22 protein-coding genes are annotated in these 22,630 nt (G+C 57.9%); 14 read left to right on the plus strand and 8 right to left on the minus strand.

Annotated elements, in window-relative coordinates; all coding sequences use genetic code 11:
* Nucleotides 1-125 precede the first annotated feature (125 nt).
* The 3 genes from KB890_RS02970 to hslJ all read left to right on the plus strand — a co-directional run bounded on the left by KB890_RS02970 (nt 126) and on the right by hslJ (nt 2,326).
* The gene (locus KB890_RS02970; RefSeq protein ID WP_002902516.1) at nt 126-626 is read left to right on the plus strand and encodes a DedA family protein; all 501 of its coding nucleotides are present in this window, start codon (nt 126-128) and stop codon (nt 624-626) included.
* A 147-nt stretch (nt 627-773) separates the two neighbouring features.
* Nucleotides 774-1,763, plus strand: a complete 990-nt coding sequence (locus tag KB890_RS02975) for a 2-hydroxyacid dehydrogenase (protein ID WP_002902515.1) — start codon at nt 774-776, stop codon at nt 1,761-1,763.
* 122 nt (nt 1,764-1,885) lie between these two features.
* Nucleotides 1,886-2,326, plus strand: coding sequence for a heat shock protein HslJ (gene hslJ, locus KB890_RS02980; RefSeq protein WP_002902513.1), 441 nt, complete (start codon nt 1,886-1,888; stop codon nt 2,324-2,326).
* 45 nt (nt 2,327-2,371) lie between these two features.
* On the opposite strand, the gene KB890_RS02985 is transcribed toward hslJ, so the two are convergent.
* Nucleotides 2,372-2,635 carry a putative hemolysin gene (locus KB890_RS02985; RefSeq protein ID WP_004140155.1) on the minus strand — a complete coding sequence of 88 codons (264 nt, stop codon included), beginning with the start codon at nt 2,633-2,635 and terminating at the stop codon, nt 2,372-2,374.
* 362 nt (nt 2,636-2,997) lie between these two features.
* Between KB890_RS02985 and nifJ the strand changes: the two genes are divergently transcribed.
* The 5 genes from nifJ (at nt 2,998) to ttcA (ending at nt 10,047) form a co-directional block, all read left to right on the plus strand.
* Nucleotides 2,998-6,525 carry a pyruvate:ferredoxin (flavodoxin) oxidoreductase gene (gene nifJ / locus KB890_RS02990; protein WP_020324683.1) on the plus strand — a complete coding sequence of 1,176 codons (3,528 nt, stop codon included), beginning with the start codon at nt 2,998-3,000 and terminating at the stop codon, nt 6,523-6,525.
* A gap of 356 nt (nt 6,526-6,881) precedes the next feature.
* Complete coding sequence (ompK37, locus tag KB890_RS02995) at nt 6,882-8,006, plus strand: porin OmpK37 (RefSeq protein WP_004176397.1); 1,125 nt, start codon at nt 6,882-6,884, stop codon at nt 8,004-8,006.
* A gap of 143 nt (nt 8,007-8,149) precedes the next feature.
* Nucleotides 8,150-8,362, plus strand: a complete 213-nt coding sequence (locus KB890_RS03000; protein WP_002902432.1) for a KTSC domain-containing protein — start codon at nt 8,150-8,152, stop codon at nt 8,360-8,362.
* A gap of 81 nt (nt 8,363-8,443) precedes the next feature.
* Nucleotides 8,444-8,878 (plus strand): universal stress protein UspF, encoded by a 435-nt coding sequence (gene uspF, locus KB890_RS03005; protein WP_004140161.1) that lies wholly within the window; start codon nt 8,444-8,446, stop codon nt 8,876-8,878.
* Nucleotides 8,879-9,111: 233 nt separating this feature from the next.
* Nucleotides 9,112-10,047, plus strand: coding sequence for a tRNA 2-thiocytidine(32) synthetase TtcA (gene ttcA / locus KB890_RS03010; RefSeq protein WP_002902422.1), 936 nt, complete (start codon nt 9,112-9,114; stop codon nt 10,045-10,047).
* A 45-nt stretch (nt 10,048-10,092) separates the two neighbouring features.
* On the opposite strand, the gene dbpA is transcribed toward ttcA, so the two are convergent.
* The 3 genes from dbpA to zntB all read right to left on the minus strand — a co-directional run bounded on the left by dbpA (nt 10,093) and on the right by zntB (nt 12,975).
* Nucleotides 10,093-11,466, minus strand: coding sequence for an ATP-dependent RNA helicase DbpA (gene dbpA, locus KB890_RS03015; RefSeq protein ID WP_004151591.1), 1,374 nt, complete (start codon nt 11,464-11,466; stop codon nt 10,093-10,095).
* 14 nt (nt 11,467-11,480) lie between these two features.
* Nucleotides 11,481-11,657: a proline-rich small protein YnaL gene (locus KB890_RS27730; protein ID WP_303632692.1), complete on the minus strand. Its 177-nt coding sequence runs from the start codon at nt 11,655-11,657 to the stop codon at nt 11,481-11,483.
* 334 nt (nt 11,658-11,991) lie between these two features.
* Entirely contained in the window at nt 11,992-12,975 is a 984-nt protein-coding gene (zntB, locus tag KB890_RS03020) for a zinc transporter ZntB (protein ID WP_004148192.1), read from the minus strand.
* Between the two features lie 278 nt (nt 12,976-13,253).
* On the opposite strand from zntB, the gene KB890_RS03025 reads away from it, so the two are divergent.
* The 3 genes from KB890_RS03025 to KB890_RS03035 all read left to right on the plus strand — a co-directional run bounded on the left by KB890_RS03025 (nt 13,254) and on the right by KB890_RS03035 (nt 15,509).
* Entirely contained in the window at nt 13,254-13,997 is a 744-nt protein-coding gene (locus KB890_RS03025) for a DeoR/GlpR family DNA-binding transcription regulator (protein ID WP_020806156.1), read from the plus strand.
* Nucleotides 13,960-15,078 carry an oxidoreductase gene (locus KB890_RS03030; RefSeq protein ID WP_020324627.1) on the plus strand — a complete coding sequence of 373 codons (1,119 nt, stop codon included), beginning with the start codon at nt 13,960-13,962 and terminating at the stop codon, nt 15,076-15,078. The genes KB890_RS03025 and KB890_RS03030 overlap by 38 nt, the downstream gene beginning before the upstream one ends.
* 236 nt (nt 15,079-15,314) lie before the next feature.
* A complete protein-coding gene (locus KB890_RS03035; protein ID WP_004176404.1) occupies nt 15,315-15,509 on the plus strand; it encodes a hypothetical protein in 195 nt (64 codons plus the stop codon).
* A 112-nt stretch (nt 15,510-15,621) separates the two neighbouring features.
* Here KB890_RS03035 and KB890_RS03040 read toward each other — a convergent pair whose 3' ends face one another.
* Together KB890_RS03040 and KB890_RS03045 are read right to left on the minus strand one after the other, a co-directional pair.
* A complete protein-coding gene (locus KB890_RS03040) occupies nt 15,622-16,371 on the minus strand; it encodes a hypothetical protein (RefSeq protein ID WP_020324629.1) in 750 nt (249 codons plus the stop codon).
* A 250-nt stretch (nt 16,372-16,621) separates the two neighbouring features.
* Complete coding sequence (locus KB890_RS03045) at nt 16,622-18,001, minus strand: amino acid permease (RefSeq protein ID WP_020324649.1); 1,380 nt, start codon at nt 17,999-18,001, stop codon at nt 16,622-16,624.
* A gap of 334 nt (nt 18,002-18,335) precedes the next feature.
* On the opposite strand from KB890_RS03045, the gene KB890_RS03050 reads away from it, so the two are divergent.
* From KB890_RS03050 to KB890_RS03060, 3 genes are all read left to right on the plus strand, one after another.
* A complete protein-coding gene (locus tag KB890_RS03050) occupies nt 18,336-18,815 on the plus strand; it encodes an Lrp/AsnC family transcriptional regulator (protein WP_002902405.1) in 480 nt (159 codons plus the stop codon).
* A 251-nt stretch (nt 18,816-19,066) separates the two neighbouring features.
* Nucleotides 19,067-19,681 carry a YitT family protein gene (locus KB890_RS03055; RefSeq protein WP_004176405.1) on the plus strand — a complete coding sequence of 205 codons (615 nt, stop codon included), beginning with the start codon at nt 19,067-19,069 and terminating at the stop codon, nt 19,679-19,681.
* A 38-nt stretch (nt 19,682-19,719) separates the two neighbouring features.
* Entirely contained in the window at nt 19,720-20,919 is a 1,200-nt protein-coding gene (locus tag KB890_RS03060) for an amino acid aminotransferase (RefSeq protein WP_004190464.1), read from the plus strand.
* 28 nt (nt 20,920-20,947) lie between these two features.
* Here the strand turns inward: KB890_RS03060 and KB890_RS03065 are convergent, their stop codons facing one another.
* Both KB890_RS03065 and KB890_RS03070 read right to left on the minus strand, forming a co-directional pair.
* Nucleotides 20,948-21,616, minus strand: coding sequence for a methionine ABC transporter permease (locus tag KB890_RS03065; protein WP_002902397.1), 669 nt, complete (start codon nt 21,614-21,616; stop codon nt 20,948-20,950).
* Nucleotides 21,609-22,622 carry a methionine ABC transporter ATP-binding protein gene (locus tag KB890_RS03070; protein ID WP_020324636.1) on the minus strand — a complete coding sequence of 338 codons (1,014 nt, stop codon included), beginning with the start codon at nt 22,620-22,622 and terminating at the stop codon, nt 21,609-21,611. The genes KB890_RS03065 and KB890_RS03070 overlap by 8 nt, the downstream gene beginning before the upstream one ends.
* Between the last annotated feature and the right edge of the window lie 8 nt (nt 22,623-22,630).

Consider the following 22,630-nt stretch of genomic DNA (forward strand, 5'->3'; position numbering starts at 1 on the left):
ACGGCCTGTTAAAGCATAGTTGCCAGCCGGACTCGCGGCGCGACGTTCGGCCATTATCATTTAACTGTTGTTTAAGTCGCCCCTGCCACACTCCAGCCAGACGGGAATAGCTTGCGGGAGAGGCGGTGTCGTTAATTATCTCGCTCATAGAGAGCGCACAGGACCACTATCCATGGGTATTGCTGATTGTTTTTCTGCTTACCTTCACTAAATCCTGCGCATTGGTCTCGCTGGCAATCCCCGGCACCTCCGGCCTGCTGCTGCTGGGGACATTCGCTTCCGCCAGCCTCGGACATTTCCTGTTAATGTGGTCCAGCGCCAGCCTCGGCGCCATCGGCGGATTCTGGCTATCGTGGCGGCTGGGCATTCGCTACCGTCATCGCCTCACCCATCTACGCTGGCTGACCGCCGAGCGTCTGGCCCGCAGCCGCCTCTTCTTTCAGCGCTATGGCCCGTGGGCTATCTTTTTCAGCCGCTTTCTCTCTCCCCTGAGGGCTACGCTGCCCTTCGTTAGCGGCGCCAGCAGTCTGCCGCTGTGGTCGTTTCAGCTGGCTAACGTCAGCTCCGGTCTGCTGTGGCCGCTTCTGCTGCTCGCCCCCGGCGCTTTCAGCCTCAGTTTGTGGTGAAAAAACTTTGTCTTTCAAAGAGATTCCGCAAGTCCGCGATATGCTCTAGAATTAGGATTAGCATCCTCTCATTAAACTATTTTTTAATAATTGTACAATTATTTTAAATATGCTACCGTGACGGTATAATCACTGGAGAAAAGTCTTATGAAAATCGCGGTTTATAGTACGAAGCAGTACGATAAAAAGTACCTGCAGCACGTTAATGATGCATACGGCTTTGAACTGGAATTCTTCGATTTCCTGCTGACAGCGAAGACTGCCAAAACCGCCAACGGTTGCGAAGCGGTATGTATCTTCGTCAATGACGACGGCAGCCGCCCGGTGCTGGAAGAGCTGAAGGCCCACGGGGTGAAATATATCGCCCTGCGCTGCGCCGGGTTTAACAATGTCGACCTTGAGGCGGCAAAGGAGCTTGGCCTGCGCGTCGTGCGCGTTCCAGCTTACTCTCCGGAAGCGGTCGCTGAGCATGCGATCGGTATGATGATGTCGCTCAACCGCCGCATCCACCGCGCTTACCAGCGTACCCGCGATGCCAATTTCTCCCTCGAAGGCCTCACCGGCTTCACCATGTACGGCAAAACCGCCGGGGTGATCGGCACCGGGAAAATTGGCGTAGCGATGTTGCGGATCCTCAAAGGCTTCGGCATGCGCCTGCTGGCGTTCGACCCGTACCCAAGCGCCGCCGCGCTGGAGCTGGGGGTGGAATATGTTGACCTCGCCACGCTGTACAAGGAATCGGACGTGATCTCCCTGCACTGTCCGCTGACCGACGAAAACTACCACCTGCTCAATCGCGAAGCCTTCGATCAGATGAAAGACGGGGTGATGGTGATCAACACCAGCCGCGGCGCCCTGATCGACTCTCAGGCGGCCATCGACGCCCTGAAGCACCAGAAAATTGGCGCGCTGGGGCTGGACGTTTATGAGAACGAACGCGATCTGTTCTTTGAAGACAAATCCAACGACGTGATCCAGGACGATGTCTTCCGCCGCCTCTCCGCCTGCCATAACGTGCTGTTTACCGGCCACCAGGCGTTCCTCACCGCCGAGGCGCTGATCAGCATTTCGGAGACCACTCTGGGTAACCTGCAGCAGGTCGCCAACGGCGAAACCTGTCCGAACGCCATCGTCTAATGCCTTTCCCTTTTGTGCTCCTCTCCCGGGGGGAGCACATTCAGATAATCCCCACAGATCCCCGCTGCGATACCGTTACACTGGCTTGGTTTTATTAGTTATGTGAATGTTTTGGAGTGAAAATGAACAAATTTGCGGCGCTTCTGGCGGCAGGTATGCTGCTGTCCGGCTGTGTCTATAACAGTAAGGTGTCCACCGGTGCGGAACAGCTGCAGCATCATCGTTTCGTGCTGACCAGCGTCAACGGCCAGGCGGTCAACGCCAGCGACCGGCCGCTGGAGCTGAGCTTCGGTGAGAAGATGGCTATAACGGGCAAGATGTATGTATCCGGCAATATGTGCAACGGCTTTAGCGGGGAAGGTAAAGTGTCGGACGGCGAGCTGAAGGTCAAATCGCTGGCGATGACCCGGATGCTGTGCCACGACGCCCAGCTCAATACCCTGGATGCGACGATCGACAAGATGCTGCGCGAGGGTGCGCAGGTCGATCTGACGGAAAACCAGTTGACGCTGGCGACCGCCGACCAGACGCTGGTCTATAAGCTCGCCGACCTGATGCACTAGCCGGCGTTGAGGTACCGCTGACGCTGCCCCGCGACGGGGCCGCTGTTAGTAGCCGCAGCTGCCGCCCGCCAGCGCCTGCTCGCTGCAGCGTTTGCCGTTCGGCAGCGCGCACATGCCTATCGCCGAACCATCGAGCTGACGAGCCACCGATAACGAGCCGCCTATCATGGCGCAGTTGGCCTGACCGGCGTCGCTCATCGCCGCCCGCATTCCCGGCGTGACGTGCGCCGCCGTGGCCTGCTGAACGGGTTCACTACTGCACGCGGACAGCAACAGCGCCGCACATCCTACTAACATCGCAGCTCGCATTCTCTCTCCCCTCGGAAACGTCTTAAAAAAGCAAACCCCAGAATAATAGGCAGCGTGGCGGGCGGCGTCGAGAGGGGAAGTACGTATTTATGCGCCTCATTAACATTTTCTAGCAAATTTTCGCCGAAAGCTTGATCTGCCTCGGCCATGTCGCCCGGCGCAGGTGGTTCCTCTCCCGGCAGGCAGCCATTTTCTCCGCGAACCACGCAAAATATTGATCTGGTCACGGGTACCCGGCGCATTGAGGACACAAATGCAAAAATGGCGGGGTCAGCGGTTTGCTAAACTACCCCTTATATAATTACAGGGCGCGTCGCGGTTTCACGCGTCCATTCTTTTGCGCAATGTAAGGGTGTCTTCATATGATTACGATTGATGGTAATGGCGCGGTCGCTTCCGTCGCGTTTCGCACCAGTGAAGTTATCGCCATCTACCCGATCACGCCCAGTTCAACGATGGCGGAACAGGCTGACGCCTGGGCCGGCAATGGGCTGAAAAACGTCTGGGGCGATGTTCCCCGCGTGGTCGAAATGCAGTCGGAGGCGGGCGCCATTGGCGCCGTACATGGCGCGCTGCAGACCGGCGCCCTCTCCACCTCCTTTACCTCATCGCAGGGCCTGCTGCTGATGATCCCCACCCTGTACAAACTGGCCGGCCAGCTGATGCCGTTTGTGCTGCACGTCGCCGCCCGCACTGTCGCTACCCATGCGTTGTCGATCTTCGGCGACCATTCCGATGTCATGGCCGTCCGCCAGACCGGGTGCGCCATGCTGTGCGCCAGCAGCGTTCAGGAAGCGCAGGATTTCGCGCTGATCTCGCATATCGCCACCCTGCAAAGCCGGGTGCCGTTTATTCATTTCTTTGATGGTTTCCGTACTTCGCACGAAATCAACAAAATCGCCCCACTGGCGGATGACACCATTCGCGCCCTGCTGCCGCAGGATAAGATCGCTGAGCATCGCCAGCGCGCGCTCAATCCGGAACACCCGGTGATCCGCGGAACCTCGGCCAACCCCGACACTTACTTCCAGTCCCGGGAGGCCACCAATCCGTGGTACGACGCGGTGTATGACCATGTCGAGAAAGCGATGGACGATTTCGCTGCCGCCACCGGCCGTCAGTACAAACCGTTTGAGTTTTACGGCCACCCGCAGGCAGAGCGCGTGATCGTCATTATGGGCTCGGCCATCGGCACCTGCGAAGAGGTGGTTGATGAGTTGCTGAGTCGCGGCGAGAAAGTCGGCGTGCTAAAAGTCCGCCTCTATCGCCCGTTCTCCGCCGCCCACCTGCTGGCGGCGCTGCCGGAAAGCGCCCGCGCGGTTGCCGTACTTGATCGCACCAAAGAACCCGGCGCGCTTGCCGAACCGCTTTACCTCGACGTGATGACCGCCCTGGCGGAAGCCTTTAACCGCGGCGAGCGCGAGACGCTACCGCGCACTATCGGCGGCCGCTACGGTCTCTCCTCCAAGGAGTTTGGTCCGGAATGCGTGCTGGCGATATTCAGTGAACTGCAGGCCGCCCAGCCGAAGCCGCGCTTTACCGTCGGGATCTATGATGACGTGACCAACCTGTCGCTGCCGCTGGGCGAAAATACCCTGCCGGCAGAGGCCAAGCTCGAGGCCCTGTTCTACGGCCTCGGCAGCGACGGCAGCGTGTCAGCTACCAAAAACAACATCAAAATCATCGGCAACTCGACCCCATGGTTCTCCCAGGGCTATTTTGTCTATGACTCGAAGAAAGCGGGCGGCCTCACCGTCTCGCATCTGCGGGTCAGCGAAAAACCGATTCGTTCATCGTATCTGATTTCGCAGGCTGATTTCGTCGGCTGCCACCAGCTGCAGTTTATCGATAAATACCAGATGGCCGAGCGGCTGAAGCCCGGCGGCATTTTCCTGCTCAACACGCCGTACAGCGCCGATGAGGTCTGGTCCCGCCTGCCCCAGGAAGTCCAGGCCACCCTGAATCAGAAAAAAGCGCGTTTTTACGTGGTCAACGCGGCAAAGATCGCCCGCGAATGCAGCCTCGGGGCGCGCATTAATACCGTGATGCAGATGGCCTTTTTCCATTTAACCCAGATCCTGCCGGGTGATAGCGCGCTGGCGGAACTGCAGGCAGCCATCGCCAAAAGCTACAGCAGCAAAGGTCAGGAGCTGGTGGAGCGCAACTGGCAGGCGCTGGCCCTGGCCCGTGAATCACTGGCGGAAGTACCGCTCCAGCCGGTGAACGCCAGCAGTCCGAACCGCCCGCCGGTGGTCTCCGACGCCGCGCCGGATTTCGTCAAAACGGTCACCGCCGCGATGCTGGCCGGCCTCGGCGATGCGCTGCCGGTTTCTGCCCTGCCGCCGGACGGTACCTGGCCCATGGGCACCACCCGCTGGGAGAAACGCAACATCGCCGAAGAGATCCCCATCTGGAAGGAAGCGCTGTGTACTCAATGCAACCACTGCGTCGCCGCCTGCCCGCACTCGGCGATCCGCGCCAAAGTGGTCGCCCCGGAAGAGATGGAGAACGCCCCTGCCAGCCTGCATTCGCTGGATGTGAAATCCCGCGATATGCGCGGGCAGAAATACGTTCTGCAGGTCGCCCCGGAAGACTGCACCGGCTGCAACCTGTGCGTCGAAGTGTGTCCGGCGAAAGACCGCCAGAACCCGGAGATCAAGGCCATCAATATGATGTCCCGCCTGGAGCATGTGGAAGAGGAGAAGGTCAATTACGAGTACTTCCTCAACCTGCCGGAAATCGACCGCAGCAAACTTGAGCGCATTGATATTCGCACCTCGCAGCTGATCAGCCCGCTGTTTGAATACTCCGGCGCCTGCTCGGGCTGTGGCGAAACGCCGTATATCAAACTGCTGACCCAGCTGTACGGCGACCGAATGCTGATTGCCAACGCCACCGGCTGCTCCTCCATTTACGGCGGCAACCTGCCCTCGACACCGTACACTACCGACGCCAACGGCCGCGGCCCGGCGTGGGCCAACTCGCTGTTTGAGGATAACGCCGAATTCGGGCTCGGCTTCCGCTTGACCGTCGACCAGCATCGCCAGCGCGTGATGCGCCTGCTGAGCGAATTCGCCGACAAGCTGCCGGCAGAGCTGAACGCGGCGCTGCACGCCGAGGCGACGCCGGAAGTTCGCCGCGAACAGGTGGCGGCCCTGCGTCAGGCGCTGGCCGGCGTGGCGGGAGCTGAAGAGCTGCTGACCGATGCCGACGCACTGGTGGAGAAATCCGTCTGGCTGATCGGCGGCGACGGCTGGGCTTACGATATCGGCTTCGGCGGCCTGGACCATGTACTGAGCCTGACGGAAAACGTCAATATTCTGGTGCTGGACACTCAGTGTTACTCCAACACCGGCGGGCAGGCGTCAAAAGCCACCCCGCTGGGAGCAGTGACTAAGTTTGGCGAGCACGGCAAACGCAAGGCGCGTAAAGATCTGGGCGTCAGCATGATGATGTACGGGCATGTTTATGTGGCGCAAATTTCGCTGGGCGCGCAGCTGAACCAGACGGTAAAAGCGATTCAGGAAGCGGAAGCCTATCCGGGGCCATCGCTGATCATCGCCTATAGCCCTTGCGAAGAGCATGGCTACGATCTGGCGCTCAGCCACGACCAGATGCGTCAGCTGACCGCCACCGGCTTCTGGCCGCTCTACCGCTTCGACCCGCGTCGGGCAGACGAAGGCAAGATCCCGCTGGCGCTAGATTCCCGTCCGCCATCAGACGCGCTGGCCGAGACGCTGCTGAATGAGCAACGTTTCCGCCGCCTGAACGCCCAGCAGCCTGAAGTGGCGGAGCAGCTATGGAAAGACGCCGCCGCCGATCTGCAGAAGCGCTATGACTTCCTCGCCCAGCTGGCTGGCAAAGCGGAGAAATCGCCAAGCGAAGGTTAACCGCCCCGTCACCTTTGTCCATAAAAAAAGCCCGAACACAACGTTCGGGCTTGTCGTTTTACCGATAAACAACATCATTCCGCAGAATGAGACGGCAACAATAAATTATTGGCATGACAATAAAGGCATATAACGCGCAAATAATACGTGATTAGCCCGGGCATGTATAATTTTTATTTTGTATATTATCTATAAATGCATTCAGCATAATTATCACCATTTCATTGGTATTATTTATTTTAGATTTTACTTATATCGTAACAATTGAGTCTTACCGGATCTCAGACCGCTCCTTTAGCATGAGTTCACTTCCCACCCGGAAGTTAAAACATAAAAACAGTTAAAGGAATTTCTTCATGAAAAGAAAAGTACTGGCCCTCGTTATTCCGGCTTTATTAGCCGCCGGTGCCGCGCATGCGGCGGAAATTTATAATAAAGACGGGAATAAATTAGATCTCTATGGCAAGGTAGATGGTCTGCATTATTTCTCCAGCGACTCGAAAAAAGACGGCGATCAAACTTATTTACGTTTTGGCTTTAAAGGCGAAACCCAGATCAACGATATGCTTACCGGCTATGGCCAGTGGGAATATAACGTTCAGGCCAACAACACCGAGACCTCCAGCGATCAGGCGTGGACCCGTCTGGCATTCGCCGGTATCAAAGTGGGCGATTACGGCTCCTTCGACTACGGTCGTAACTACGGCGTGCTGTACGACGTTGAAGGCTGGACCGATATGCTGCCGGAGTTCGGCGGCGACTCCTACACCTATGCGGATAACTTTATGGCAGGCCGCGCCAACGGCGTCGCAACCTACCGCAACAGCGATTTCTTCGGTCTGGTGGAGGGTCTGAACTTCGCCCTGCAGTATCAGGGTAAAAACGAAGGCCAGAACGCGCAGGATATCAACGTCGGCACCAATAACCGCAGCAGCGACAGCGATGTTCGCTTCGACAATGGCGATGGTTTCGGCCTCTCTACTTCCTACGACTTCGGCATGGGCATCAGCGCGGCGGCAGCTTACACCTCGTCTGACCGTACTAACGATCAGATGACCCAGACCAACGCGCGCGGCGATAAAGCGGAAGCCTGGACCGCCGGCCTGAAGTACGACGCCAACGATATCTACCTGGCGACCATGTACTCTGAAACCCGCAATATGACCCCGTACGGCAATGACGGCGTGGCCAATAAAACACAAAACTTCGAAGTCACCGCGCAGTATCAGTTCGACTTCGGCCTGCGTCCGGCCATCTCCTACCTGCAGTCCAAAGGCAAAGATCTGTACAATAACGGCCGCTATGCCGATAAAGATCTGGTCAAATATATGGACGTTGGCGCGACCTATTACTTCAACCGTAATATGTCCACCTATGTTGATTACAAAATCAACCTGCTGGATGGTAACGACAAATTCTACGAAGACAACGGTATCTCTACCGATAACATCGTCGCCCTGGGCCTGGTTTACCAGTTCTGATGCGCCTGCCCGCCGGTTCCGGCGGGCTTTCCCCCACCCGCCTCGCTGCAGATAAAACAAAACGCTATATCTCGCGGACTAAAATAGCCGTCCGTTTAATGATATAGTCATGGCCAATAAGTGCTTGCCCGAGGACGTCCATCATGCACCACCATCCGGTTAAATCTTCCCGAATTATCTCCGTCGCCTACGATGACGCCTCCGCCACACTGGAAATCTATTTCTATCACCAGCCGCCATTACAATATACCGGGGTCCCACCGCGTATTTTTCATGATTTTTTACAGGTGGTGTCAAAAGGCCGGTATTATGACGGGGTGATCAAAGGAAAATTTCCCGAACGCAAGCTACGTTAATGTCAAAGTGTGACTGCGGTCATGATACAAAACGTGCCCTAATACCGTACAATATGAAGGGATACTTAAACAGGAGGTTTTATGAGCAGAATGATTCTTGTCCCTATCGATATCTCTGATAAAGAATTTACTGAACGCATTATCAGTCACGTTGAATCGGAAGCGCGGATTGACGACGCCGAGGTGCATTTCCTCACCGTGATCCCTTCTCTGCCCTATTATGCCTCACTGGGAATGGCCTATACCGCTGAGCTTCCCGGCATGGACGAGCTGCGTGAGGGTTCTGAAACGCAATTGAAAGAGATCGCGAAGCAGTTCTCCATCCCGGAAGACCGGATGCATTTTCACGTCGCGGAAGGATCGCCAAAAGATAAAATCCTTGCGCTGGCCAAGTCGCTGCCAGCCGACCTGGTGATCATCGCTTCGCACCGACCGGATATCACAACTTATCTGCTGGGCTCCAACGCCGCCGCGGTGGTTCGTCACGCCGAGTGCTCGGTACTGGTGGTCCGCTAACGCCGCAGCCCGCCGCCCGGCGGGCTTTTTATTTCCGCATCAGCCGCCCCCGCCTGGCTGCTCGCTGCCGAAAGTGCCGGAAAGATGCTGACATTCCGCCCCTGAATCCGTACCATACACGCCACGGTTGCCTGTCAAACCTCAATAATTGCTACGCGCCAGCGCCACGTTGTTCAGCGGCTGGCAGAATGCGTGCTCTTCTGATGCCACACTATGAATTGAGCCACTATTACATGCTGCAAAACCAAGAAATCAGTAAAAAAGAAAAGTACAACATCGATAAGCTGCAGAAACGTCTGCGCCGCAACGTCGGTGAGGCGATTGCCGACTTCAATATGATTGAAGAGGGCGACCGCATTATGGTTTGTCTTTCAGGCGGCAAGGACAGCTATACCATGCTAGAGATCCTGCGCAATCTGCAGAAAAGCGCGCCCATCTCCTTCTCGCTGGTGGCGGTGAACCTCGATCAGAAGCAGCCAGGGTTCCCGGAGCATATTCTGCCGGCGTATCTGGAGCAGCTGGGGGTTGAATACAAGATTGTCGAAGAGAACACCTACGGCATCGTCAAAGAGAAGATCCCGGAAGGAAAAACCACCTGCTCGCTGTGCTCTCGCCTGCGTCGCGGCATCCTCTATCGTACCGCTACCGAGCTCGGGGCGACCAAGATCGCCCTCGGCCATCATCGCGACGATATCCTGCAGACGCTGTTTTTGAATATGTTCTACGGCGGCAAAATGAAAGGGATGCCGCCGAAGCTGATGAGCGACGACGGCAAACACATCGTCATCCGCCCGCTGGCCTACTGCCGCGAAAAGGACATCGAGCGCTTCTCCCAGGCCAAAGGCTTCCCGATTATTCCGTGCAACCTGTGCGGTTCGCAGCCAAACCTGCAGCGCCAGGTGATCGCCGATATGCTCCGCGACTGGGACAAGCGTTATCCTGGGCGCATTGAAACCATGTTCAGCGCGATGCAGAACGTGGTGCCTTCGCACCTGAGCGACGTCAATCTGTTTGATTTTAAAGGCATCACCCACGGCTCAGAGGTGGTGGATGGTGGCGATCTGGCGTTTGACCGGGAAGATATTCCCCTGCAGCCCGCCGGCTGGCAGCCGGAAGAAGAAGACGCCCGTCTCGATGAGCTGCGTCTGAACGTAGTGGAAGTGAAATAACCCTCACGCGTCTCAGGCAGCCGCCTGAGACGCACTCTCCTGCCCTTACTTCAGCAGTCGTACGCGGCAGGATTTACCTTTGATCTTGCCATTTTGTAACTGCTTATACGCCTTCTGCGCCATATTCTGGCGGATCGCCACATAGACGTGGGCAGGGTGGACGGTAATTTTGCCGATATCGGCACCATCAAAGCCCATATCCCCGGTCAGGGCTCCCAGCACATCTCCCGGGCGCATTTTCGCCTTTTTCCCGCCGTCGATACACAGCGTCGCCATCTCCGCCGTCAGCGGCGCGATGGTGTTGCCCGTCGGCGCCGGCAGCCAGTTCAGGGAAAGCTGCAGCATGTCGGCCAGAATAGTGGCGCGCTGCGCCTCTTCCGGCGCACAGAAGCTGATGGCCAGCCCTTGTTCACCGGCGCGGGCGGTACGGCCGATGCGGTGAACATGCACCTCCGGATCCCAGGCCAGCTCGAAATTCACCACCAGCGCCAGGGATTTGATGTCCAGACCGCGGGCAGCGACGTCGGTCGCCACCAGAACCCGGACGCTGCCGTTAGCGAAGCGCACCAGCGTCTGATCGCGATCGCGCTGCTCAAGGTCACCATGCAGCGACAAGGCGCTCTGCCCGGCGGCGTTGAGCGCATCGCAGACCGCCTGGCAATCGCGTTTGGTATTGCAGAACACCACGCAGGATGCGGGCTGATGCTGGCTGAGCAGGCGCTGCAGCAGGGCAATCTTACCGTGGCGGGAAACTTCAAAGAACTGCTGCTCAATCGCCGGGAGCGCATCGACAGTGTCGATCTCAATTGTCTGCGGATTGCGCTGCACCCGGCCGCTGATCGCCGCGATTGCCGCCGGCCAGGTAGCAGAAAACAGCAGCGTCTGCCGGTCAGCCGGTGCGAAGCGGATCACCTCATCAATGGCATCGCTGAAGCCCATATCGAGCATGCGGTCCGCTTCGTCCATCACCAGGGTCTGCAGCGCGTCAAGGGAGACCGTTCCCTTCTGCAGATGATCGAGCAGACGGCCTGGGGTGGCGACGATAATATGCGGGGCATGCTGCAGGGAATCTCGCTGGGCGCCAAAGGGCTGCCCGCCGCAGAGCATCAGAATCTTGATGTTCGGCAGGCAGCGCGCCAGGCGGCGCAGCTCGCCGGCGACCTGATCGGCCAGCTCGCGGGTCGGGCACAACACCAGCGACTGGGTCTCGAAGCGCGCCGGATCGATATGCTGCAGCAGACCCAGCCCAAATGCGGCCGTTTTTCCGCTGCCGGTTTTTGCCTGCACGCGCACATCTTTCCCCGCGAGGATCGCCGGCAGGGCGGCGGCCTGAACCGGGGTCATCGACAGATAACCCAGCTCGTTAAGGTTGGCTAATTGGGCGGCAGGTAAAACAGTCAGGGTAGAAAAAGCGGTCACAATGTATTCTCGTATTAAAAGGCAGACAATCTGCAGGCGCGTATCCTCGCAGATCTCCGCGCCTGATGCGACAATTTAATCGGCTCTTCGTCAGGCGGCGGATCGGGCTGGGGCTGCGGACGCGGTCGTGGGTCGGGTAAAGGAGCCGGATCGTTCGGCTCGGGCGAGATAGGTATAGACTGGGCTGTCAGCTCTGAAGCGTAATACATAGAGGCCTCCCGGAGAGTGATACGGGCGTACCCGCAGGCGTCAACGGCCAGAAACCGTCGGGTGTCTTAGTAAGGGTAGAAGCTGGTCCGGAGAGCGCAAAAAAAAAGCCGACTCAACAAAGCCGGCGTCGTACGAATCAATTGTGCTATGCAGTAATTCAAAAAAGGAAGTAAGACAATATGGAGCGCAACGCCCATCGCTTGACGTTGCATTCACCTGCGAGAGAGATATTGCCCTGAATGGGTAGATGGTTTATTGATTTCGCTCAAACATTGCCGGGTTTTCCCGGCACTACAGCCGCTAAAAGGCGATTCTTTACAGCCATTTACTGCGATGTAACCACCACGCAACACCACCGATGACAACGACTAACATCAAGCAGAAAAGGCTAAACCCCAGATGCCAGCTGTTGCCAGGGATCCCGCCGAGGTTGACGCCGAACAGGCCGGTTAAAAAGGTGCTGGGTAGAAACACCATCGCCATCAATGACATGGTATAGGTCCGCCGCGCCAGCGACTCCTGCATAATCTGGGCGATCTCGTCGCTCATGATCGCCGTCCGCGCGATACAGCTGTCGATCTCATCCAGACCGCGCCCCAGCCGCTCGGCGATATCCTGCATTCGCCGCCGCTGATCGTCACTCATCCACGGCAGCCGCTCGCTGGCCAGCCGGGCATAAACGTCGCGCTGCGGCGCCATATAGCGGCGCATCACAATCAGCTGCTTACGCAGCAGTGCGAGAAATCCGCGCGGCGGCACCTGCTGATCGAGCAGGTCGTCTTCCAGGTCGATAATGCGATCGTGCAGTTGTTCGATAAACTCGCTGGCATGATCGGTCAACGCATCGCAGACCTCCACCAGCCAGCTGCCGCCGTCCGTCGGGCCATTACCTTCCTTCAGGTCGCCCAGCACATCGTCCAGCGCCAGCACTTTGCGCTGACGAGTGGAGACGATCAGCCGCTCATCCATATACAGGCGCATCGCCACCAGCTGGTCGGGCCGCTCATCGGTACTGCCGTTGATACAGCGCAGGGTGATCAGCGCCCCGTCACCGATCCGCGTCACCCGCGGCCGGGTGCTCTCCCCCGCCAGGGCATCGCGCACGTTATTGGGCAGCAACGGGGTGGCCGCCAGCCAGTCGGCGCTGTCGCTATGGGTATAGTTGAGATGCAGCCAGCAAGGCTTGTCTTTGTCGATAATATCGTCATCGGCGAGCGGCTTAACGCCCCCCTGCCCGTCGAGCACCCACGCGAAGATCGCGTCCGGTATCTGCAACTCCGAGCCTTTAATCGCGTCCACTCAACCTCCGTTAATCCATATCTGCTAAATTACGCGCCTTCTCTATAAGGTACGCGAAAGCGCGCATTCTTGCTTTTAATGACCCGGAAATACAGGCCTAGTCGCTTCATTGAAAAGCGCTTTCGCCCCGGTCGCGGCGCTCCCCTCATTTAACGTTAAAACTTAGTGAAATCAAGTTCTTCACGATTCAACACATACAGAGCGACGTTTTGCCGTTTATTTTGCAACTTCTTGCTGTATTATGCTGTTTATTGCGTTAATTTGCGGAGTCAATGGCCATGCATAAGCTCGCCAGGCAAAAACATATTCTCGACAGGCTTAGCGAAACCGGTCAGCTGAGCATCAGCGAACTGGTTGCAGAGCTGCAGGTGTCGGCCGATACCATTCGCCGCGATCTGAGCGACCTGGAACAACAGGGCGTGCTGCAGAAAAGCCACGGCGGGGCCATCGCCCTTAACGTCCCGGCCATGACGCGCCAGGGCAGAAACGCTCTTCTCACCCAGACCAAGCAGCGCCTGGGTCAGCAGGTCGCCGCGCGCATTCCCTCTGGCTCGACGCTGTTTCTCGACGCCGGAAGCACGCTGCTGGCGGTGGCAGCCCAGCTGAAAGGGCCGTTGACCGTGATCACGGCCTCTCTGGATATCGCTCAGCTGTTCAGCGACCGTACCGATATCCAGCTGATCCTGCTTGGCGGCCAGTGGGATAGTAAACAACGGCTGTTCGCCGGCAGCGCCACCCTGTCGCTGGTCACCCGCTACCGGGCCGATATCACCATTCTCGGCGCCTGCGCGCTCCATGCCGGGCTGGGGCTGAGCGCCAGCCAGGAAGCTGATGCCGACGTTAAACGCGCCATGCTGGCCGCCAGCGCCGAGCACTGGCTGGTGGCGGACCATACCAAACTCAACCGCTGCGAACCGTGGCGGGTGGCCGGGCTCTGCGACATTCACCATCTTTTTCTTGATCGTCCCTGGGCTGAGCTGGGGGATGACCCCGCCCTCTCTGTACATATTGCTGACGCTTAACAACGTGGAGAACCTGATGAGTAACAACACGATAAATATCGCCCTGATTGGCTACGGATTCGTCGGTAAGACCTTCCACGCGCCGCTTATCCGTTCGGTGCCGGGGCTGAACCTGGCGTTCGTCGCTTCCCGCGATGAAGAGAAGGTCAAACGCGACCTGCCGGACGTCACGGTGATCGCCTCCCCGGAAGCTGCGGTCCAGCATCCGGACGTTGACCTGGTGGTCATCGCCTCTCCTAACGCCACGCACGCCCCGCTGGCCCGCCTGGCGCTGAACGCCGGCAAACATGTGGTGGTGGATAAGCCCTTTACCCTCGATATGCAGGAGGCCCGGGAGCTGATCGCCCTGGCGGAGGAGAAACAGCGTCTGCTTTCCGTCTTCCATAACCGCCGCTGGGACAGCGACTATCTCGGGATCCGTCAGGTGATTGAGCAAGGCACCCTCGGCGCGGTGAAACACTTCGAGTCGCATTTCGACCGCTTCCGCCCGGAAGTCCGCGTCCGCTGGCGCGAGCAGAACGTCCCGGGCAGCGGCTTGTGGTTCGACCTGGGGCCGCACCTGATCGACCAGGCGCTGCAGCTATTTGGTTTGCCGCAGTCGGTGCAAGGTAACATAGCCACCCTGCGCGACGGCGCGGAGATCAACGACTGGGCGCATGTGGTATTAAACTACCCGGCGCATAAAGTGATCCTGCACTGCAGCATGCTGGTCGCGGGCGGCTCGTCGCGCTTCACCGTGCACGGCGATAAAGGTAGCGTTATCAAAGCGCGGGCCGACCAACAGGAGAGCCAGCTGCTGGCGGGCGTGGTACCGGGCAGCGCCGGCTGGGGCCAGGATGACGACCCGCTGGTTATCTATGATGCCTCGCTGCAGGCCCACGCGCAGGCTACCCCGCAGGGCGATCAGCGCCAGTACTATATGCTGATCCGCGATGCGCTGAAGGGCCAGATCGCCAATCCGGTGCCGCCGGTGGAAGCGCTGGCGGTGATGGCCGTTCTGGAAGCGGCGGTGCGCTCTGCTGAAAGTGGTATGGTGCAGACCCTGGACCTGTCCGACGACGAGCGCAACACGCTGCGCTAATCCGCCCTGTTCTCCGGTTACCTGCGCGGCCCGCAGGTAACCGCTTCTTTTGCGCCACCTTAGAAAAAATCACTATCTATCCGCAGATTAACATTGCTTTATCCTGCTCCATGGCGCAAAGCACCGCTGGAAATTTCAGCCAATTGGGAGGAGGATAGAATGTAGATCGATCGTAATGAGAAAGAGGTTGCTGACGCTGTGGACGCAGCAACCGTACTACCGGACAGGAGAAGCGCATGTATTACACGTTAGGAGATACCACTCTCCATTTTTATCGCTATCAGTGCAAATTTTACGTCGCCCACTGGGAAGGGGGTAACGTGATGAGCGAAAAATTTAAATCGTTTATCGAACAGATCACTGAGAAGACCGGGCTGGATGCGAAACGCGTCGAGACCGCCGCGCGCGATTATTTTACTAACGTGGATTAACAGGCAGTGCTGTTCGTAAGAGACAAGCTGGTGCGGTAGCCGCGCAGGCTAACCCCACCTTTCTCCGCCAGGACGCCTCGCGCCGCCTGGCGGCTTCTCTATTCTGCCAGCATTAAACGGTAGTCAGTTTTGCCAGAATGGCGGCGAAGGCGTCATTAACCTTATCGCCGGCGAGCAGTTTTTTACGCAACGTGAAGCTTCTGCCGCTGGAACGGATCAGCAGCCGGACTTTCGCATCATTATTGCTGCGTTCAACTACGGCAACATCCCGCAAGGGAATAACGTAGGTATCGGCATAGAGCCCCGGCGTAAATATCATCGACTCGCCGCTCACGCCAATCACCACCCGATTTTGCAGACGATAACCATTGCACAGCGCAACAATACCAGCGGCAATAAATACTCCGCCTATCCCCATGCCAATCATTAAAATAATGATCCCGGCGATGAGCGCCAGCGCCCCCTGTGGATAAAAACCGGACGCATTAAAGGTTAATAGCTGGTGATTATCGTCGCGGCCCATCGCCCCGGTTGTTGACCGCCACGAGGTAAAACCGGCGTTAATCCGCGTTTGAAAGCTGAACATACTGCCAACCAGAAAGAACATGCTGGCGGGCACCATCACGATACCGCCAATAAACGCCAGGACGATGGCCAGATAAGGATAGCGGCCAGACAGCATAATGCTGATCGCCTGAACCACCACGGCGATAAACAGGGCAAGAACCAGCCAGGACCACATGCTGTCCACCCCACGATGGAAATTCAGTTGTCCTTCATCGAGTAATAAATTACGCGCGACAAAACAGATAATAATATTAACGAACAGGCCAATCCAGGCCAGCTTGTGCACATGCTTCATACCCTACTCCATTATGGTTTTTACTATTCCATTTCCAGGCATTATTAAATCCAGTCTCAATGCCGGCTGGATAGTAGCAAAGCGATACGCAAGATCAATAAAAAGCGCGCGGTCTCCTCACATTCTAATTTATATTCAGCGTGATATTGTTAGTTATCATTTATCGTAATTATATAAACCATCCTATATATTGGCGCTATATATTTTCAGCGCCATAATATCGCCCTGCCGCCAGGCAGGGCGTCGCAGATTAACGCTCCTCAAGCGCCGCCACCGGCGCCGGCGCGCTTTTCCTGCGCAGCAGATAGCCTGCAGCAAGGATCAGCAGCCATACCGGGATCAGGCAGACGGAGATGCGGATGTCCGGGGTCAGATACATCACCCCGAGGATCGCGGCGAGAAACAGCAGACACAGCCAGTTTGTCAGGGGATAGGCGAAACTCTGGAAAGCCGTTACCTTCCCCGCCCGCTGCATGGCGCGGCGGAACTTAAGATGAGTGATGCAGATCATCGCCCAGTTGATGACCAGGGCGGCCACCACCAGGGCCATCAGCAGGGCAAAGGCTTTCCCGGGCATCACATAGTTAATCACCACGCAAAGCGCCGTGGCGACGGCGGATACCGCCAGGGCGGTCAATGGGATCCCGCGGTGGTTCACCCGCAGCAGCGCACGCGGGGCGTTGCCCTGCTGAGCCAGGCCGAACAGCATCCGGCTGTTGCAGTAGACGCAGCTGTTGTAGACCGACAGCGCGGCGGTGAGCACCACCAGATTGAGGGCGTTGGCCACAATATTGCTGTCAATGGCGTGAAAGATCAGCACAAAGGGGCTTCCCCCTTCCACGACGTTCCGCCACGGGTAGAGTGACATCAGGACCGCCAGCGACCCCACGTAAAACAGCAGAATACGGTAGATCACCTGGTTGGTGGCTTTGGGAATGGTTTTATGCGGTTCGTCGGCTTCCGCCGCGGTGATCCCCACCAGCTCAAGCCCGCCGAAGGAGAACATGATCACCGCCATGGCCATCACCAAGCCCGTGATGCCGTTAGGGAAAAATCCCCCGTCCTGCCACAGGTTGGCCACCGTCGCCGCCGGGCCGCCGTGACCGCTAAATAACAGATAGCAACCAAAGGCGATCATGCTGATGATGGCGGCCACTTTGACAATCGAGAACCAGAACTCCAGCTCGCCATACACTTTGACGTGCGTCAGGTTGATGGCGTTGATCGCCACGAAGAAGATCGCCGCCGACAGCCAGGCGGGTACCTCCGGCCACCAGTACTGAATATAGATCCCCACCGCCGTCAGCTCCGCCATGCTTACCAGCACGTACAACACCCAGTAATTCCAGCCGGACATAAACCCGGCGAAGGGCCCCCAGTAGCGGTTGGCGAAATGGCTGAACGACCCCGCCACCGGCTCCTCTACCACCATTTCGCCAAGCTGACGCATGATAAAGAAAGCGATAACCCCGGCGATGGCGTACCCCAGCAGGACCGACGGGCCTGCCATACGGATCGTTTGCGCGATACCTAAAAACAGTCCGGTGCCGACCGCCCCCCCGAGGGCGATCAACTGGATGTGGCGGTTTTTTAACCCGCGTTTTAACTGATGCTCTTGCTGCGTTGTCATCTCTGACCTGCCCCTGTCTGTAAAAAGTCACGTTCGCCGGCAGCAACTTTCAGGCCAGCGGAGCGCCTTGCAGCGTCAGACAAAAATTAATTAATTGAAATATATTCAAATATTCTTTTCAAATCAGTTCCGGTAGCTGGTCATGTCGGCGCCGACCTGGCGCATCACACGCGAAAACTGGCCAGATAACGCACAGTTCATGAGAAAAAGAGCGGATTAATGCATGAACCTGACCCGTTTTGGTGCATCCGGTTTGCCGCCGTCCGCTCAGGCTTCACGCCAGGCAAAAAACTGTTAGGCTGGTAGCCACTTTTACGTTCCGCTAGTGGCCACTATGTACAACATCGACGACTATGATCTGAAAATACTTACCCTGCTGCAGGCCAATGGCCGTTTAACCAATCAGGAGCTGAGCGAGCTTATCGGCCTGTCCGCTTCCCAGTGTTCGCGCCGCCGTATCGCCCTTGAACAGGCACAGCTTATCCTCGGCTACCATGCGCGTCTGGCGCCGGATGCAGCCGGGCAGGAGATGCTTGGCCTGATTGAGGTGCGTCTGCTGAATCACACCCCGCAATGCGTGGAGAGCTTTCATCAGATGCTCAGTGAAGTGGACGCCATTCTGGACGCCTGGAAAACCACCGGCGACGCCGATTATCTGCTGCGGGTAACGGTCCCGGACCTGCCCGGTCTGAGCCATTTGATCAGCCATATTCTGGCGCAAAACAAAGGGGTGGCCCATCTGAAAACCGCCGTCGTGCTCAACCGCCTGAAAGAGAACGGCCAGCTGATGCCGGGCACGACCCCGCTGCGCTGAACCGGGGCACAGTGCCCTGCGCTGGTGCAGACGCGGGGCCAGACAATGCGCGACAAGCGGCAAATTCGCACAATTCACGCATTCGGAAACCATAAAACGCACGACCCGTGCAATTTTCTCTTCCTGTCAGAACAACAGGTTAGGCTAAACCACGGCTATTTTTTCCGCAAACGCTCGCCAGGGCACGCTCCTCTGGTGCGATTTTTGCAAACAAGAGCTTATCCTTGTTAACGAAAAGATAGTGCTTATTTATGGATAACGTCCTTTCCCCTGAAAAACTGACCCACACCTGGCTGGAGGATGCCCTGGCGCTGCTGTTCGGCACGCTGATGATCTCCTTTGGCATTATCCTCTTTCGCCAGGCTGGCGCCCTGACCGGCGGGACGGCGGGCATGGCCTTTCTGATCCACTACGCCACCCACTTGCCGTTCGGCGTGGTTTTCTTCGCCATTAATCTGCCCTTCTACTGGCTTTCCGTCCGGCGGATGGGCGCCGCCTTCACGCTGAAAACCTTCTGCGCGGTCGGACTGGTGTCGCTGTTCTCCGACCTGCACGGCTACTTTATCCATGTCGATCGCCTGAACCCCTATTACGCCACCCTCTTCGGCAACATCATGGTCGGCATCGGCTTTGTGGTGCTGTTCCGCCATAAAGCGAGTCTCGGCGGCGTCAATATTCTGGCCCTCTATCTGCAGGATAAAAGCGGCATCCGCGCCGGTAAATTCCAGATGGTGGTTGACGCCTGCATCGTCACCGCCTCGCTGTGGGTGGTTAGCCTGCCGATGCTGCTGGTCTCTGTCCTCGGCGCCGTGATTTTGAATTCGATTATCGCCATGAACCACCGCCCCGGACGCTATGCGGTGTAATGGCTTCACCTTTGACGGTCATTTCAGGAGTAACCACTGTGTTTCAGAACGTTGACGCCTATGCGGGCGATCCTATCCTGTCGCTGATGGAAGCCTTTCAACAGGATCCCCGGGCAGACAAAGTTAACCTCAGCATCGGGCTGTACTATAACGAGCAGGCCATCATTCCTCAGCTGGAGGCGGTCCGTCAGGCCGCTGACCGGCTGCAGAGTCAGCAGCAAAAGGCCAGCCTTTATCTGCCGATGGAGGGGCTGGCGCCCTATCGCCGCGCGGTCCAGACCCTGCTGTTTGGCGACAATCATCCGGCGTTGCGTGCCGGACGCATCGCCACCATCCAGACACTGGGGGGCTCCGGCGCGCTAAAGGTGGGCGCTGATTTCCTCAAGCGCTACTTCCCCGACTCCGCGGTCTGGGTCAGCGATCCAACCTGGGAGAACCACGTTGCCATCTTTGCCGGCGCCGGCTTTGAGGTACATACCTATCCCTGGTTCGACAGCGCCACCCGCGGGGTGAATTTCCCCGCTATGCTCGCCGCCCTCCAGCAGCTGCCGCCGCGCAGCATTGTGCTGCTTCACCCTTGCTGCCATAACCCGACGGGGGCCGATCTCACCCGCGAGCAGTGGGATCGCGTGATTGAGGTGCTGATCGGCAGGGAGCTGATCCCATTCCTTGATATCGCCTACCAGGGCTTCGGCCGCGGACTGGACGAGGATGCCTATGCCATTCGCGCCATCGCCAGCGCCGGGCTGACGGCGCTGGTCAGCAACTCGTTCTCGAAGATTTTTTCGCTGTACGGCGAGCGCGTCGGCGGCCTGTCGGTGGTCTGTGACAACGCCGATGCCGCTGGGCGCGTGCTGGGCCAGTTGAAAGCCACCGTGCGCCGCAACTACTCCAGCCCGCCGGGGTTTGGCGCCCAGGTGGTGTCGCAGGTGCTCAACGATCCCGAGCTGAATGCCCTGTGGCAGGAAGAAGTGGAGGCCATGCGCACCCGCATCAGCGCCATGCGCGTCGCGCTGGTGAAGGCCCTGCAGGCAGCCCTGCCGGCGGGGGATTTTTCCTATCTGCTGACCCAGCGCGGCATGTTCAGTTACACCGGCTTTAGCGCCGATCAGGTAGACGTTCTGCGTCAAGAGCATGGCATCTATCTGATCGCCAGCGGTCGGGTCTGCGTGGCCGGGCTCAACCACGGCAATATTGCGCGGGTAGCCAGCGCCTTCGCCGCGGTCTGCGCACGCTAGCCGGGTCAACCCCGGCGCGGTAGAGCGATTAATCGCGACGCAGCCGGCGAGCCAGGCGGGTCCCCAGCGTCTGAATAAGCTGGACAATCACAATCAGCACCAGGGCGGTAGTGAGGGTGGCGAAAGCGTCGAAGCGCTGATAGCCATAGGTAATAGCCAGATCCCCGATTCCCCCGCCGCCCACTGTACCCGCCATGGCTGTGGCGCCGAGCAGACCGATGGTCGCCGTGGTGAGGGCCAGAATCAGCGATGCCGCCGCCTCCGGCAGCATAAAGTGCCAGACAGTCTGCAGCGGGGTTGCGCCCATGGCGTCCGCGGCCTCGAGGATCCCCTCATCCACCTCCAGCAACGAGCTCTCCACTAATCGGGCAATGTAGGGGGCGACAAAGACGATCAGCGGCACGATGGCTCCCGCGGTGCCGATAGTGGTGCCCACCAGCAGTCTGGTAAAGGGCAGGATCACAATCAGCAAAATGATAAACGGCAGCGAGCGCAGCACGTTAATCAGCGGATTCAGCGCCTGATGCACCACCGGGTTGGCCACGATGCCGCCGGGACGGCAAACCACCAGCACAATCCCCAGTGGGACGCCGATCAGCGCGCCAAAGCCCAGCGAGACGGCGACCATAATCAGCGTGTCATGCAGCGCCAGCAGAAACTGATCGCCGGTGATGGCGGTATCAATAAGATCAAACATGGGTGATTTTCACTCCTGCATCGACCAGATGGGTGATGGCGCGTTCGGTTTCGTCAGGCTCGCCGAGAAGCTGCACAATCATAAATCCCAGAATCCGGCCCTGAACTTCAGACATGCTGGCAAACAGGATATTCACCTCGACAGCATACTCGCGGATCAGGTGGTTAATAATCGGCTGCTGCGCCGTCGCGCCGACAAATTCGAGGCGTAAAGCCCGGGCGCCGTTATCGCGCTGCAGGAGCGACGCCACCCGCTGCGGCAGGCGGTCGTGCACCACCGACTGCACGAAACTGGCCGTTACCGGATGCTGCGGCTGGGCAAAGAGGTCGAAAACCGTCCCCTGCTCAACGATACGGCCCGCCTGCATCACCGCCACCTTGTGACAGATTTTCTGGATCACCGACATCTCATGGGTGATCAGTACGATGGTGATGCCATACCGACGATTAATCTCCTGCAAAAGCAGTAAGATCTGCACCGTAGTGTGGGGGTCGAGCGCCGAGGTGGCTTCATCGCACAGAAGGACCGACGGGTTGGTGGCCAGCGCCCGGGCAATACCGACCCGCTGCTTTTGTCCGCCCGACAGCTCATTAGGGTAGCTGTGGATTTTGTCGCTCAGATCGACGAATGCCAGCAGTTCCGCCACCCGCGCCTGGATAAAGGCCTTGTCGCGCCCCTGTAAAATCAGCGGGATGGCGATGTTATGGAAAACGGTTTTCGAATTCAGCAGATTAAAATTCTGAAAGATCATGCCGATATCTTTTTTGATCGCCTGCAGGCGCTGGCCGCTGCAGGCCTGTAGCGGCTCGCCGTTTAACAGTACCTCGCCCTCGCCAGGCGTTTCCAGACGATTAATCAGCCGTAATAAGGTGCTTTTTCCTGCCCCGCTGTAGCCAATAATGCCAAAAATATCGCCTCGCTCAATGCTGAGATTAATATCCTGCAAGGCCAGAACCGGATGTCCTTTCCTGGAAAAGCTTTTACTGACGTGGCGAAATTCTATCATCGCGTTAT

It is taken from the genome of Klebsiella sp. P1954 (genome assembly GCF_018199955.1).
Taxonomy (GTDB): domain Bacteria; phylum Pseudomonadota; class Gammaproteobacteria; order Enterobacterales; family Enterobacteriaceae; genus Klebsiella; species Klebsiella pneumoniae.

What these genes read in the sequence shown, in the direction of transcription:
- ttcA (WP_002902422.1), top strand. Translation starts at nt 9,112, where the DNA reads ATGCTGCAAAACCAAGAAATCAGTAAAAAAGAAAAGTACAACATCGAT.
- KB890_RS03035 (WP_004176404.1), top strand. Translation starts at nt 15,315, where the DNA reads ATGTATTACACGTTAGGAGATACCACTCTCCATTTTTATCGCTATCAG.
- KB890_RS03055 (WP_004176405.1), top strand. Translation starts at nt 19,067, where the DNA reads ATGGATAACGTCCTTTCCCCTGAAAAACTGACCCACACCTGGCTGGAG.
- KB890_RS03050 (WP_002902405.1), top strand. Translation starts at nt 18,336, where the DNA reads ATGTACAACATCGACGACTATGATCTGAAAATACTTACCCTGCTGCAG.
- KB890_RS03040 (WP_020324629.1), bottom strand. Translation starts at nt 16,371, where the DNA reads ATGAAGCATGTGCACAAGCTGGCCTGGATTGGCCTGTTCGTTAATATT.
- hslJ (WP_002902513.1), top strand. Translation starts at nt 1,886, where the DNA reads ATGAACAAATTTGCGGCGCTTCTGGCGGCAGGTATGCTGCTGTCCGGC.
- KB890_RS03000 (WP_002902432.1), top strand. Translation starts at nt 8,150, where the DNA reads ATGCACCACCATCCGGTTAAATCTTCCCGAATTATCTCCGTCGCCTAC.
- KB890_RS02985 (WP_004140155.1), bottom strand. Translation starts at nt 2,635, where the DNA reads ATGCGAGCTGCGATGTTAGTAGGATGTGCGGCGCTGTTGCTGTCCGCG.
- nifJ (WP_020324683.1), top strand. Translation starts at nt 2,998, where the DNA reads ATGATTACGATTGATGGTAATGGCGCGGTCGCTTCCGTCGCGTTTCGC.
- KB890_RS03070 (WP_020324636.1), bottom strand. Translation starts at nt 22,622, where the DNA reads ATGATAGAATTTCGCCACGTCAGTAAAAGCTTTTCCAGGAAAGGACAT.
- KB890_RS03065 (WP_002902397.1), bottom strand. Translation starts at nt 21,616, where the DNA reads ATGTTTGATCTTATTGATACCGCCATCACCGGCGATCAGTTTCTGCTG.
- uspF (WP_004140161.1), top strand. Translation starts at nt 8,444, where the DNA reads ATGAGCAGAATGATTCTTGTCCCTATCGATATCTCTGATAAAGAATTT.
- ompK37 (WP_004176397.1), top strand. Translation starts at nt 6,882, where the DNA reads ATGAAAAGAAAAGTACTGGCCCTCGTTATTCCGGCTTTATTAGCCGCC.
- KB890_RS03030 (WP_020324627.1), top strand. Translation starts at nt 13,960, where the DNA reads ATGACCCCGCCCTCTCTGTACATATTGCTGACGCTTAACAACGTGGAG.
- KB890_RS02975 (WP_002902515.1), top strand. Translation starts at nt 774, where the DNA reads ATGAAAATCGCGGTTTATAGTACGAAGCAGTACGATAAAAAGTACCTG.
- KB890_RS03025 (WP_020806156.1), top strand. Translation starts at nt 13,254, where the DNA reads ATGCATAAGCTCGCCAGGCAAAAACATATTCTCGACAGGCTTAGCGAA.
- KB890_RS03045 (WP_020324649.1), bottom strand. Translation starts at nt 18,001, where the DNA reads ATGACAACGCAGCAAGAGCATCAGTTAAAACGCGGGTTAAAAAACCGC.